Genomic DNA, 12,919 nt, shown 5'->3' on the forward strand with positions numbered 1-12,919 from the left:
CATAGGATACTGCGCAAGGTAGGCAAGGGTAGATATTTCATGTGGCGCCGTATTACTGGTGCGTGCACACGAACTTGATATACAGAGCCTGGAGTCTGTACCACTGGCCCAAAGGAGAAGTTGGATCGGGTGAGCCATTTCTTTTCAGGAGACCTTCTTCGCCATCTCTTTGATGACGGTATGCAAAATGGCTCTGAGGCAACGGGACTCCCCCGCCATGGTTGCTGACAGATTGGGACGCGCGTTGGCGATCTGAGCGTTTTCAGCTTCGACCTCGGCATAAAGCGCCTCTGCCTCCTGAACAATGCGGCTGCGCAACCTTTCCAGCAACCGCTCAGCAGTACCTTTGGCCAGATTCAATGCCGCGCCGGCCTCCAGGATCAGGTCTCGGTTGATGTCCGAGAAATGATGCACACCCAAAATTGGCCAGGCGAATTGGGTCAGTGAAGGCCAGCTCTTTTTGTCAAAGGCTGGCGTGTCATACGTGGCGACGCTGAGCAAGTCATAGAACGGCGCCAGTTGGACTCCCTCATGAGAAACCAGGAAGCTCAAGTTTTTCAGGTGGGCGTCGCTGTTTCCCACGAGCACGTTGAACACCATCCATCCAAAGAGCCGGGACCGAGCTACAGCCGGACTGCGACAGGCATTGGCCAGCGCCGCCAGACTCTCCATGCTGCCTTGACTGTATTTGAAGCTGCGGTCCAGCCCCAGCAATTGGCAGGCATCGATTACATGCCGGCGTTGCCAGCCTTGAGCATCTGGAATCCGGTCAAAACGATCAATCAAGTACACGGGTGATGGGACATAGCACCGATGAACATCGGGTACATCAAGGCCAAGTCTCCTGGCCAGGCACATCACAAACCACTCATTGATCACTGAATGGGGGTAGTCATCATCCGGGTGATCAGGCTTGAGGATATGGGTAGAGGGTGTTGCGCCAGCGGGCTCAAACAGGGAACCCTCTTGCAGGACGACCGCCAGCTTATGCTGGGCGCCTGCCAGCGACATGCGCTTGATGGCAGCATGTGTCAGCGGCGCCTTCGGTAACGGTCGCAATGGCTCGGCGACTTGAGTCCCCGCATCGGGCGACAGCAATGTCACCGACCCTGCCGACTCAGCTCCGTACCAGGCCAGCAAGCCGAAGGCGTCTGCCGTTTCCAGCTTGGCGTCTCCGGCCAGCAAAACACGTTGGCCTTCTTCCGGCAGCAGGTTGTCGAAGTACCACTGCACCGGGCGCAGACTGGCACCGTCCAGCAAGGCCTCTGTCGTCAGGGGAAGATGCGGACTGAGCGCGAAGCACTGAGGGTTTTCCAGCCACGCTTCAGAATATTGAAAGCTCCAGAGGCCGCCCACTTCCTTCAGCGTGCCAACTTCCTTCTGATTGATCGAGGCGCTCAGGGATCGGCCGTTCATGGCTTGTCCCTGCTGACTGCTGGATCGCTCAAGTAGGCGGCCACGCTCTCGGGCACGTCTACCATGACCCGGACGCCCAGCCCTTCAAGAACTTGAAACAGCTTGCCCCAGTGCACGGAATCGCTGCCGCGCTCGATCTTGCCCAGGAAGTTCTCGCTGACACCAATGCTGCCGGCCGCATCGTCTTGTCGGATCTTCTGTGCCTTGCGGCTGGCGCGCACCACCTTGCCGATGGCGGCAGCATTGTCGATAGGTATTTTCATGCGAAATCCTCACGTTTGCGAGGATTTTATGCCAAGCTGACCCCCTCGGCACCAAATCCACACAAACGTGAGGATTTTCGGCAACCACATCCTTTCCTTGCAAAAAACCTTACAGATGTGAGGATTTCTGCAGGGAAAGCAGCCAGTACGCGATAGCCAACGCCTCCGCCTCGAACTGAATGGCGAAAAGCAGATGGTGCTCGGCATACTAGCCAACTGACGCCTGTTCCGACTCGATGACCCTAAGCTGTGAGAGGATGCGTTGGGTCACATCCGCTCTGGTCCTGTGATTGTGACCTTCTGATACGATCCCACACAGGCCGTCCTTGACGATGCGCCCGCGCAAACCCATGCGACAACAATGACATCAGGAGGACTTGGGTGGCATCCCCGTATGAGACGGTCATTGCCTGCGTCGATGAGCTGACGGACGACACGGTCCGCAGCATGGCGGACCTGTACCTGCAGCATTACGACGGCAGCTCCGATGCCCTCTTTCGGCAGGACCTCGCCGAGAAAGACCAGGCCATCCTGCTGTACTCCGCGCAACAGCTGGTCGGCTTCACCACGCTGAAAGTCTTTCAGCATGCCTGGCAGCAAGGCCCGATCCGCATCGTCTATTCGGGCGACACCATTGTCAGCCCGGCGCACTGGGGACAGCAGAAACTCGCCTTCGCCTGGATTGCGCAGATCGGCCGGATCAAGCGCCAAGCCCCCCACCTACCACTGTACTGGTTCCTGCTGGTCAAGGGCCACCGGACGTTCAAGTACCTGACGGTCTTTGGCAAGTCGTTCTTCCCGCACTGGGCGCAGGACCGCAGCGACCTTCAGCCATTGGCTGAGCAGCTGGCCCGGGAGAAATTCGGCGCCCTCTACAACGCTGGCACTGGGATAGTCGAGTTCCCGCAGTCGCGCGGCCACCTCTGCGATGCACTCGCCCAGGCCAGCGCCGAAGAACTGGGCAAGCCGGCGACCCGCTTCTTCCTGGCACGCAACCCGGGCTACCGGCGCGGCCATGAGCTGGTGTGCCTGTGCGAGCTGGATCTGTCAAACATGATGCCGCTGACCGCGCGCATCTTCGGGCACGCTCTGGCAGACCCGGTCGGCACATGAGACAAAACCCCTGGACACTGCTGAAAGCCCCGGCGGTCACGCCCCCGGCCAACGGCGCCTGGCTGACCAAGACCCTCGCCCGCAACGCGAACTGCGCCTATCTGTGCCGCCATGGCAGCCCGCGCACGCTGGCAGCCTTCCGAAGCCAGGTTCCGCTGTGCCGCTACGAGGACATCGAGCCCGAGATCCATCGGCTGGCCCACGAGGAGGATGTGCTGTTTATCGGCCGGCCCGTGGCCTTCGAGCGCACCGGTGGCAGCAGCCGCGGGCCCAAACTGATTCCCTACACCCACGAGGGACTGCTCGACTTCCAGCGCAATATCCTGCCCTGGCTGGCCAGCACGGTGGCCCGGCACCAGATCACCGGGCAGGCCTATTTCTCCATCAGCCCCGCCACGCGCGCGCCTGAATGCATCGGCGACATCCCGGTGGGCCTGCCGGACGGCGCCTACCTGGGCGAAGCCGCGGGCCGCGTGCTGGCCCAGTGCAGCGCGGTGCCGCTGGCCGCCGGCACCATCACCGATGTCGAGGCCTGGCTGAGGTTCACCACGCAGCATCTGGGCGCCGCGCACGACTTGGAGCTGATCTCGGTCTGGAGCCCCACCTTCCTGCTGCGCCTGCTGGAGCGCATCCCGGACGCGCCCGCGCGCTGGCCGCGGCTGAAGCTCATCAGCTGCTGGGCCGACGGACCGTCAAGGCGCTACGCCGAGGAGATCCGGCGCCTGTTCCCGCAGGCGCAGCTGCAACCCAAGGGGCTGCTGTCGACGGAAGGCTGCGTCACCGCACCGGATAAAACCGACCGGCCTGCGCTGGTGCCGCACGGCTTCTACGAGTTCGCACAGGGCGAGGCGCTGTTCCTGGCGGACGAACTGTTCCCCGGCGCCAGCTACGAGCTGATACTTACCACGGCAAGCGGCCTGTACCGCTACCGCACCGGCGACCAGGTGCGCTGTGAGGGCCACAATGCCCAGGGCCGGCCAGTCCTGGCTTTCGTGGGGCGCGACGGCCTGACCAGCGACCTGGTCGGCGAGAAGCTCAACGAGCCGCTGGTGCAGCACAGCTTGGAGGTCCTGCCCGGCTTTGCCCTGCTGCTGCCGGACCATCAGCACAGCGGCTATGTGCTGGTCTGCGACCAGGCACCGAGCGATGCCCAGCTGCGGCTGGTCGAGGAGCGCTTGGTCGCCAACCCGCAATACGCCTATGCCCGTGCGCTCGGCCAGCTCGCCCCGCTGCGGGTGCTCAGGCGCCCCCACGCCGCCGAGGTGCACGAGCGGGCCCTGCTCGCCCGCGGAACCCGCCTAGGCGACCTGAAGCCCGTGTCGCTGCGCACCGAGCCCTTCTGGCTGCCGCTGTTCGAGGAGTCCCCGCCATGAAAATCGCACTCATCTCCCCCAAGGGACCGCTGTACCGGGCCCGCGGCGGCATCTTCAAGAAGTCGCTGCGCTACCAACCGCTCACGCTGACCACCCTGGCGGCACTGATCCCGCCGGAGCTGGAGGCCCAGGTTAGCCTGTATGACGAAGGCATTGCGCCGATCCCTGACACGCTCGATGCCGACATCGTCGGCCTGACGGTCATCACCGGCACGGCGCCGCGCGCCTACGAGCTGGCCGCGCACTTCCGGGCCCAGGGCAAGACCGTGGTGCTTGGCGGTCCGCATGTCACGCTGATGCCCGAGGAGGCAACTGGCCATGCCGATGCCATCTGCGTCGGCTATGCGGAGGACAGCTGGCCCGAGCTGCTGCGCGACCATGCACGCGGCGCGCTCAAGCCCACCTACTACCAGCAGCCAGACTTCTCGCTGGACCGCTCGGACATGCCGTTTGCGCGGCGCGACCTGTTCGACCGCGGCAGCTTCCTGACCCAGGCCGTCTTCGAGGCAACCCGCTCCTGCGCGCACGACTGCGAGTTCTGCGTGGCACCGGCGGCCTGGGGCCGCAAGCAGTACCAGAAGCCGGTCGACTGGGTCATCAACGACATCCGCCAGTTCGGCCAGAAGCAGCTGATCTTCGTCGACCTGAACCTGATCTCAGACCGGCAGTACGCGCGGGAGCTGTTCACTCGGCTGATCCCGCTGAACGTGCAGTGGTTCGGCCTGTCCACCGTGCTGCTCGCCCATGACCGTGAGCTGATGGAGCTGGTCGCGCGCAGCGGCTGCAAGGGCCTGCTGCTTGGCCTGGAGACCGTGACACCGGGCAGCCTGCAGGATGCGCGCAAGAAGTTCAACGACTCCGTCGACTTCAAGCAGGTCGCCGCCGACCTGCACCACCTGGGCATCTCGGTGCAGGGCTGCTTCGTCTTCGGGCTGGACCACGACACGCCCGACGTGTTCGACACCACGGTGGAGTTCGCGCTGGATGCGGGCATCGACCTGCCGCGCTTCGCGGTACTGACACCCTTCCCTGGCACGCCACTGCACCATCGGCTGGCGGCGCAGGGGCGCATCCTGACGCGGGACTGGTCGCTCTACGACGGCCAGCATGTGGTCTTCCAGCCGCAGGGCATGTCGGTGCAGGAGCTCGCCATCGGCCACGAACGCGCTTGGAAGAACGTCTACCGCTGGTCGGCCATCGGCCGGCGCCTGTGGACCGCACGCAACTTCAAGCCACTGGCGCTGACGGCCAATCTGGGCTACCGCTTCTACGCACACAACCTACATCGCTTCTACACCTGCGACTGGCCGATCCAGGCCATGCCGCCCCGCACGCCCGGCCATGTCTCAGCCTCGCCGCAGAAGGTCGTATGCGGCTGACGCTCGTCCACCCGGCCATCGGCCATCGCCTGGGTGAGTCGTACATCCGCTCCTGGCAGATGGAACCTCTCCCCATCGCCACCCTGGCCGGGCTCACGCCCGCCGACGTGTCGCTGCGCTTCTACGACGACCGCATGGAGCGGATTCCGTACGACGAGCCGACCGATGCCGTGGCGATTCCGGTGGAGACGTACACGGCGGCGCGCGCCTACCAGATCGCCTCCGAGTACCGGCGCCGCGACGTGCCGGTGATCATGGGCGGCTTTCACCCGACGCTGGTGCCCGACGAGGTGTCGCGCTACTGCGAGGCGATGGTGCTGGGCGAGGCCGAGGGCGTCTGGGCCGAGGTCATCGACGACCTGCGGCATGGCACGCTCAAGCGCATCTACCGCGGGAAGCGCACCGACCTGTCACGGGTCGTGGTGGACCGCAGCCTGTTCCAGGGCAAGCGCTACCTGCCCATCGGCCTGGTGGAAACCGGGCGGGGCTGCCGCTTTCCCTGCGAGTTCTGCGCCATCCAGTCGTTCTTCGAGCGCAGCTACCGCCGGCGCGACATCGGTGCGGTGGTGAAGGAGCTTGAATCCCTCCAGGGCCAGAAGAAGCTGTTCTTCTTCGTGGACGACAACTTCGCCGGCGACATCCAGGCCGGCAAGGAACTGCTGCCCGCGCTGGAGCCGCTGAAGCTGCGCTGGATCACGCAGATGAGCATCAACGCGGCGCACGACGAGGACTTCGTGCGCCGCTTGGCCCGCAGCGGCTGCCGCGGCGTGCTGATCGGCTTCGAGTCGCTGAATCCGGACAACCTGCGCCGGATGAACAAGCGCTTCAACACCATGAAGACCGGCTATGCCGGTGCCCTGGCCAACCTGCGCCGGCACGGCATCGCGGTCTACGGCACCTTCGTCTTCGGCTACGAGCATGACAACCGCGATTCCTTCGACGAGGCCGTCGACTTCGCCATGGCGCAGGACATGTACATCGCCGCCTTCAACCACCTCACGCCCTTCCCCGGTACGCCACTTTATGCACGGCTGCAACAGGAAGGTCGCCTGCGCTACGACGCCTGGTGGCGAGATCCGCGCTACCGCTACAACGAGGTGCCGTTCACGCCCGGGCCGCTGAGCCCGCAGGAGATCACGGATGGCTGCGTGGCTGCGCGCCAGCGCTTCTACAACTGGCCCAGCATCCTCAAGCGCAGCCTGCGCAACTGCAGCGACTTCTTCATGCTGCGCAACTACCTGCCCATCAACGCGCTGCATCGGGGCGACATCTCCCGGCGCAACGGCTACCCGCTGGGCGACGAGGCCTGGTCGGGGCCGCTGCTGGAGGTGGCATGACGACCTACGCGCTGGCGACCCCCGCCGACGACGCCGTGTTGCGCGCCCTGCTGCGGGACAACGCCATGCCCGCGTGGGTGACCATGACCCTGCAGCGCGAGCCCTGCTATTTCGATGGCTGCGACCATTTCGGCCGCGACTGGGCCGTCATCGCCAGGGAAGGCGACACCCCGGTCGGCATGTATGCCTGCGCCGAGCAGCCGCTGCACCTGAACGGCCGGCCCACCGAAGTGGGCTATCTCGGCGCGCTGCGCGTGAGCCCTCAATTCAGGAATCGGCCCAGGATTCTTCGCCAGGGTTTCGCGTCGATTCCTCGCTTCAGTCACCTGCGCGACCAGCCCCTCTGGTACACGGCGATCGCGACCGACAACCTGCCGGCGCGCCGGATGCTGGAGGCCAACCTGCCCGGCATGCCGCACTACCAGTTCACCAATGAGTTGGTGACGTCCGCGCTGCCCCGCTCGCGCGGACGGCGCCGCAATCTCTGGCGCGCTGCACAGTCGTATGACATGGCCCACCTGTGCGACTTCTACAACCAGCACGCGCGCCAGCACCAGTTCTCGCCAGCCCTGAGTCCTGCAGTAGCCAATAGGACCGGCGCATCGTTCTACATGCTGGAGCGCGACGGTGCCTTGGCCGCCTGCATGGCGCTTTGGCATCAGCCCTACAAGCAGGTCGTGGCCCAGGCCTATCGCCGCCCGCTAGCGGCGCTGCTGCCGGCCTACAACCTGTGGGCGCGCCTGGGACGCCGCGTGCCGCTGCCCGCGATCGGCCAAGCACTGGATCAGACCTACCTGGCCTTCCTGGCGGTCGCACCGGAGTGGGCCTCGGCATCGACCGAACTGCTCGAAGATGCGTTAGCGCTGTGCCCCAGCGACGCATTGACGCTGGGGCTGCATGCCACCCATCCGTGGCTGCCCGCCCTGATGCGAACCTTCCGCCCGCTGACCTACCGCACGCGCCTCTACGCCGTGAGCTTCGACGGCGCCGTCGTACTGGACGGCCGCCCGGCACAACCCGAAGTGGCCGTCCTATGAAGATCGCGCTGATCCGCCCCAACATGGGCGACTACCGCTCCACCGATGCCATGCCGCCGCTGGCCATGGGCATCCTGGCCGCGCGTGCTGGCGACCACGAGGTGGCCTTCTACGACGACAAGGTGGAGACCATCCCCGAGCGCCTGGACGCCGATCTGGTCGCGCTCAGTGTCGAGACCTTCACCGCACACCGCGCCTATGCGCTGGCCGACCGCTTCCGCCGTGACGGGCACCGGGTGGTGATGGGCGGCTACCACCCCACGTTCCGGCCCGAGGAGGCGCTGTTGCACACGGATGCCCTGGTGACGGGCGATGCCGAGGGCGCCTGGGAGCAGTTGCTGTCGGACGCGTCGAGCGGACACCTGCAGCGCGTCTATGCTGGCGACAACCGGGCGCCGCTGTCGGACTACCGGATCGACCGCGCCATCTTCGCCGGCAAGCCCTATGCCCCGGTGGAGCTGATCCAGTACGGCCGCGGCTGCCGCTTCGCCTGCGACTTCTGCTCGATCCACAGCTTCTACGGACCTGGCGTGCGCGTTCGCAGCACCGAGTGTCTGATCGGGGAGCTGGCACAGCTCAATCGCAAGCGTCTGCTGTTCTTCGTCGATGACAACCTGTTTAGCACGCCGGTCAACCTGGACGCGCTGCTGACCGCCATCCGACCGCTTGGACTGCGCTGGTCCTGCCAGATCAGCATCGACGTGGCGCGCGACCTCTCGCTGCTCGACCGCCTGGCCGAGGCAGGCTGCACCTACGTGTTGATCGGTTTCGAGAGCCTGGAGCGGGAAAACCTGCTGCAGATGGGCAAGCGCTGGAACGGCGTCGCGGGCAGCTATGCGCAGGTAGTGCGGGAGCTGCATCAGCGCGGCATCGGCGTCTACGGCACTTTCGTCTTCGGCTATGACCACGACACGCCGGACACCCTCGCGCGCAGCGTCGAGTTCGCGCTGGAATCGCGTCTCGAAATCGCCAACTTCAACCCGCTCACGCCCACGCCCGGCTCACCGCTCTATGAACGGCTGCTCGCCGAGGACCGCCTGATCTCGCCGCAATGGTGGCTCGACCCGGCCTACCGCTATGGCGACCCTATCTTCGTGCCGCGCCGGATGACACCCCAGCAGCTCGCCCAGGGCTGCTTCGAGGCCAAGCAGCGCTTCTACGCCTGGTCGTCCATCGCCCGGCGCGTGCTGGCCAGCGACACGCGCTTCTCCCTGTTTGGCCGAGCGATGAGCACCGTGGCCAACCTGATCTCGCGCCGCGAGGTCTATCGCAAACAGGGGCGCGCCCTCGGAACCTGAAAGCCCTGCAGTGAAACTCACCCTGATCAAGCCGACCATCGGTCGACGCGAGCACAGCCTGTACGTGGACGAGGGGCGCATGGAACCGCTGATGCTGGGCGTGCTCGCCGGCCTGACGCCGCCAGACGTGGAAGTGGTGCTCTACGACGACCGCATGGAGGCCATCCCCTACGACGAGCCGACCGACCTGGTCGCCATCACGGTCGAGACCTACACGGCGCGCCGGGCCTATGAGATCGCCGACGACTTCCGCCAGCGCGGCGTGCCCGTCATCCTCGGCGGCATGCACGTGGCGCTGCTGCCCGAGGAGGCACAGCGCCATGCGGACAGCCTCTTCATCGGCGACGCGGAAACCGCCTGGGCCCAGGTCATCGAGGATGCGCGGAGCGGCAAGCTACAGCCCAAATACTGGGGGCCGCCCGGCCCGGCCCAGATCGGCGGCGTGATGCCGCGCAGGGACCTTTATAGCGGCAAGGGCTACCTGCCGATGGCGCTGATGCAGTTCTCGCGCGGCTGCCGCTTCGCCTGCAACTTCTGCGCAGTCAGCCAGTACTTCGACAAGAAGCACTACCTGCGGTGCATCGACGAGGTGGTCGCGGAGATCGTGAGCCAGGACCGCAAGTTCCTGTTCTTTGTGGACGACAACATCGCCTCCAACCAGGCCGCGCTCAAGGAGCTGTGCCACGCGCTGATTCCGCTCAAGGTCCACTGGATCAGCCAGGCCAGCCTCGATGTCACGCGCAACCCGGAACTCATGAAACTGATGGAGCGCAGCGGCTGCTGGGGTAACGTTATGGGCTTCGAGACCATCACGCCCGCCAGCCTGCGCGACGCCAAGAAGTCCCCGAACATCCCCGGCTTCTCCGACTACGCCCACGAGGTCAAGGTGCTGCGCGACCATGGCATGCAGACCTGGGCGGCGTTCACGCTGGGCTACGACCATGACACGGTCGCCAGCATCGAGGCCACGGTCGACTTTGCGCTGAAGAGCAGGTTCACCTTCTCGGCCTACAACATCCTGATGCCCTACCCCGGCACGCCCCTGTACCGCAAGCTAGCCGAGGAAAATCGGCTGCTGTACGACGGGCAATGGTGGCTGCACCCCGAGTACCGTTTCAACCAGGCGGCCTATGTGCCGGCGCTGATGTCGCCCGATGCGCTAACAGCCGCCTGCCATGACGCGCGCACCCGCTACAACAGCCTCTCCTCGCTGATTACGCGTTTCTCCGATTTGAAGACCAACCTGCGCTCGGCCTCGCGTGCCCTGTCCTTCTGGCGTTACACGCTGCTGTTTCGCAAGGAGGTCTACAAGAAGCATGGCATGAGGTTCGGCCTGCGATGAACCGGCTGCTGCGGATCTACCAGTACCTGGCGCCCGCCGTGCTGACGCCGCTGTCCTTCGCCCTCTGGTGGGGCGAGTACGGCAAGCTGCCGCAGGTTCTCGTCGCCTGGGGCCTCCCGATCCTCTGGGCCTACCTCGTGCCTGCGGTCGGCACCAACGTGCTCAAGGTCTGGGAGTTTGACGTGCGGTGGAAGCTCGGGCGCTTCCGCCCGCACCACGGCTTCGTCTTCGGCAGTGCCACGGCCACCCTCGCCTGGCTCGTGCATGGCCAACCCGCGCAGGATCTCGCGGGGGTCCTGCGCTTCGCCCTGGTCCTCTGCTCGGTGCTGGGATTCTGGAACCTGCTGTACGAGATCAAGGCCCTCCAGATCGGCCTGCTGAAGGTCTACAACCAGCCCTGGGCCGACGGCGAAGGCTCGGCCGCCATCGCGCTGGACTATTCGCCTTGGTTCTTCGGCGGCTTCGGCTTCGCCCACGGGCTGGCGATCGCCGGCCTGGAACTGATCGTCCACCGCAACGGGCCGCCGGGCCTGGCGGCCAGCGCCGGCTACCTCGCCGCGTCGTTCCTGCTGTGCGTGGCCGTCCCGGTGCTCGGCTTCATGCGCCGATCGGTCTGCACCCATGGCCACGCGGGAACACGTCCCGTCGCTAGAAAGCCTGCCCCATGACGACCTTGCTCAACACCGCGATCCTGCTCCTCTCACTCAGCGCGACCTGGCTGCTGCTGTGGAGCGCGAGCCATCTGAGCCTCGGCTATGCGCTGCTGGCCGCCTGGCTGTTCAGCCTGGTCAACAACACGCCGTTTGCGCTGATGCACGAAGCCGTCCATGGCGTCGCCTCGCGTTCCCCCCGGCTCAACCGCCTGCTGGGGGTGGTGGCCGGCTGGGCCTTCCCGACCTCCTTTCTGATGCAGCGCACGGCCCACATCGACCACCACCAGCGCAACCGCACCGACGAAGAGCTGTACGACTACTACCTGCCGCACCAGTCCCGGCGGGTCCGTAACCTCTGGCTCTACGCGGGCAATCTGTTCGGTCTCTACTGGGTGTCCGTCGTGGCCGGCAACCTGGTCTACCTGGTAGCGCCGTGGGCCTACCGGTCCCGCTTCTTCGCGCAGCGGCCGGCGCCGGCGCTGGGTTTTGGGCCCTATGTGGCGAATCTGGTGAAGCTACCCGCGGCAACCGTCTTGGCTGGAGATTGCGCTGGCCTTCGGCTACCAGGCCCTGCTGTTTCACTGGCTGGACCTGAACCTGTGGGACACCGCCCTGTGCTACTGGGCATTTGCCCTGCACTGGTCGATCCTGCAGTACGCCGATCATGCCTGGAGCGCACGCGACCCGCTGACGGGCCGCCTGGAATCTGCGTGTCCTGCCGGTCTCACGCTGGCTGGCGCTGAACTACCACTACCACCTGGCACACCATGCGCATCCGAAGGTACCGTGGTACGAGCTGCCGCGGTGGATAGATCCCGCGCAGCGCCAGCCCTCGTTCTGGCGCGTCTACTTCAGCCTCTGGCGGGGCGTGCGCCCCGCGCCGCCAATGGGCGCGCCAGCCGACTTAGACTTTCTTTTTCCGGCGGACCCACCACAGCAGTAGGCCGCCCACCACCAATCCGCCGACCAGCCCCGCCGAGGCGGCCTTGACGACTGAATGCTCGGCATCCGTCAGAATCGGGTTGTCGAGGAAGTTCGTCCCGATGTGCAGCGCCCTCACGCGCCAGCGGCCATCGGCCTCCTTGGCCATGACCGCGGTCCAGCGGGTCCGGATCTCATAGGGCCTGCCATCGCGCAAGGCGTAGTTCTCGACGCCGTTGCCGTAGACCACGCCCCAGTTCTTGTCCGCCGACAACTCTGTCAGCGCATCGGGCGTCAGCTTCATGTCCAGCTTCTTAAGGTAGCCACCAGCACCGAACCATTTCTTGAAGTAGGCAGAGACCGCGGCCCGGCCCGACAGGAACTCCTGATTGACCGGCGTGGCGCGGATCTGTTCGCTCAGCACCGGCAGCATCGCGTCATAGTCGCACGCATGCCTGGTTTGCCGGGTTCGGCAAGCTGCGCATCCGCTTCGAGCGCAGCCTGGAGACACACCTGGCGCTGCTGACCTTGGCTGCCGCCATCATCTGCTCGCGCTTCGTCGAAAACTTGTGTTAGCGGCTGTTAAAGACGGTGGCCAGACGCGCAGTCAGTCAGCCGGCAGTCACCCTTACCTCCTCCCGGCTCTTACCCCGCCACGGGCTCAGGTCAAGGTGAATATTTTCCGATCATGAAAAATGGACTCAGGCGCTGGCAGCCACGCCCAATACCGGGAGCTAGAGCGTGTTATGAACTTTGTCCGGCGCCCAGGAGCACTACGGCCTTGGGC

13 protein-coding genes and 1 pseudogene are annotated in these 12,919 nt (G+C 65.3%); 11 read left to right on the forward strand and 3 right to left on the reverse strand.

The window, feature by feature from the left end; genetic code table 11:
* Nucleotides 1-144 precede the first annotated feature (144 nt).
* Together C6P61_RS00590 and C6P61_RS00595 are read right to left on the reverse strand one after the other, a co-directional pair.
* Nucleotides 145-1,416, reverse strand: a complete 1,272-nt coding sequence (locus tag C6P61_RS00590) for a HipA domain-containing protein (protein WP_105727983.1) — start codon at nucleotides 1,414-1,416, stop codon at nucleotides 145-147.
* Nucleotides 1,413-1,679, reverse strand: coding sequence for a helix-turn-helix domain-containing protein (locus tag C6P61_RS00595; RefSeq protein ID WP_105727984.1), 267 nt, complete (start codon nucleotides 1,677-1,679; stop codon nucleotides 1,413-1,415). The genes C6P61_RS00590 and C6P61_RS00595 overlap by 4 nt, the downstream gene beginning before the upstream one ends.
* Before the next feature lie 381 nt (nucleotides 1,680-2,060).
* Between C6P61_RS00595 and C6P61_RS00600 the strand changes: the two genes are divergently transcribed.
* Genes C6P61_RS00600 through C6P61_RS18330 form a run of 10 tightly spaced genes read left to right on the forward strand, consistent with a single transcriptional unit; the run spans nucleotide 2,061 to nucleotide 12,154 of the window.
* A complete protein-coding gene (locus tag C6P61_RS00600; RefSeq protein ID WP_105727985.1) occupies nucleotides 2,061-2,792 on the forward strand; it encodes a hypothetical protein in 732 nt (243 codons plus the stop codon).
* Nucleotides 2,789-4,165 (forward strand): GH3 family acyl-acid amido synthetase, encoded by a 1,377-nt coding sequence (locus C6P61_RS00605; RefSeq protein ID WP_105727986.1) that lies wholly within the window; start codon nucleotides 2,789-2,791, stop codon nucleotides 4,163-4,165. The genes C6P61_RS00600 and C6P61_RS00605 overlap by 4 nt, the downstream gene beginning before the upstream one ends.
* The gene (locus C6P61_RS00610; RefSeq protein WP_105727987.1) at nucleotides 4,162-5,544 is read left to right on the forward strand and encodes a B12-binding domain-containing radical SAM protein; all 1,383 of its coding nucleotides are present in this window, start codon (nucleotides 4,162-4,164) and stop codon (nucleotides 5,542-5,544) included. Before C6P61_RS00605 ends, C6P61_RS00610 begins: the two co-directional genes overlap by 4 nt.
* Nucleotides 5,535-6,881: a B12-binding domain-containing radical SAM protein gene (locus C6P61_RS00615; RefSeq protein ID WP_105727988.1), complete on the forward strand. Its 1,347-nt coding sequence runs from the start codon at nucleotides 5,535-5,537 to the stop codon at nucleotides 6,879-6,881. Before C6P61_RS00610 ends, C6P61_RS00615 begins: the two co-directional genes overlap by 10 nt.
* Complete coding sequence (locus C6P61_RS00620) at nucleotides 6,878-7,918, forward strand: GNAT family protein (protein ID WP_105727989.1); 1,041 nt, start codon at nucleotides 6,878-6,880, stop codon at nucleotides 7,916-7,918. The genes C6P61_RS00615 and C6P61_RS00620 overlap by 4 nt, the downstream gene beginning before the upstream one ends.
* A complete protein-coding gene (locus tag C6P61_RS00625) occupies nucleotides 7,915-9,216 on the forward strand; it encodes a B12-binding domain-containing radical SAM protein (protein WP_105727990.1) in 1,302 nt (433 codons plus the stop codon). Before C6P61_RS00620 ends, C6P61_RS00625 begins: the two co-directional genes overlap by 4 nt.
* Before the next feature lie 10 nt (nucleotides 9,217-9,226).
* Complete coding sequence (locus C6P61_RS00630; RefSeq protein WP_105727991.1) at nucleotides 9,227-10,558, forward strand: B12-binding domain-containing radical SAM protein; 1,332 nt, start codon at nucleotides 9,227-9,229, stop codon at nucleotides 10,556-10,558.
* Complete coding sequence (locus C6P61_RS00635; RefSeq protein ID WP_105727992.1) at nucleotides 10,555-11,226, forward strand: hypothetical protein; 672 nt, start codon at nucleotides 10,555-10,557, stop codon at nucleotides 11,224-11,226. Before C6P61_RS00630 ends, C6P61_RS00635 begins: the two co-directional genes overlap by 4 nt.
* Nucleotides 11,223-11,954, forward strand: coding sequence for a fatty acid desaturase (locus C6P61_RS00640; protein ID WP_211296899.1), 732 nt, complete (start codon nucleotides 11,223-11,225; stop codon nucleotides 11,952-11,954). The genes C6P61_RS00635 and C6P61_RS00640 overlap by 4 nt, the downstream gene beginning before the upstream one ends.
* Nucleotides 11,951-12,154 (forward strand): hypothetical protein, encoded by a 204-nt coding sequence (locus C6P61_RS18330; protein WP_425319726.1) that lies wholly within the window; start codon nucleotides 11,951-11,953, stop codon nucleotides 12,152-12,154. Before C6P61_RS00640 ends, C6P61_RS18330 begins: the two co-directional genes overlap by 4 nt.
* On the opposite strand, the gene C6P61_RS00645 is transcribed toward C6P61_RS18330, so the two are convergent.
* A complete protein-coding gene (locus C6P61_RS00645; RefSeq protein WP_170067300.1) occupies nucleotides 12,116-12,565 on the reverse strand; it encodes a Cif family virulence factor in 450 nt (149 codons plus the stop codon). The genes C6P61_RS18330 and C6P61_RS00645 overlap by 39 nt on opposite strands.
* 11 nt (nucleotides 12,566-12,576) lie before the next feature.
* Between C6P61_RS00645 and C6P61_RS18100 the strand changes: the two are divergent.
* Nucleotides 12,577-12,708 (forward strand): annotated as a pseudogene (locus C6P61_RS18100) (IS5/IS1182 family transposase); the annotation flags it as partial.
* Between the last annotated feature and the right edge of the window lie 211 nt (nucleotides 12,709-12,919).

Origin of the sequence: Malikia spinosa, assembly GCF_002980625.1 — a bacterium.
Lineage (GTDB): Bacteria > Pseudomonadota > Gammaproteobacteria > Burkholderiales > Burkholderiaceae_C > Malikia > Malikia spinosa.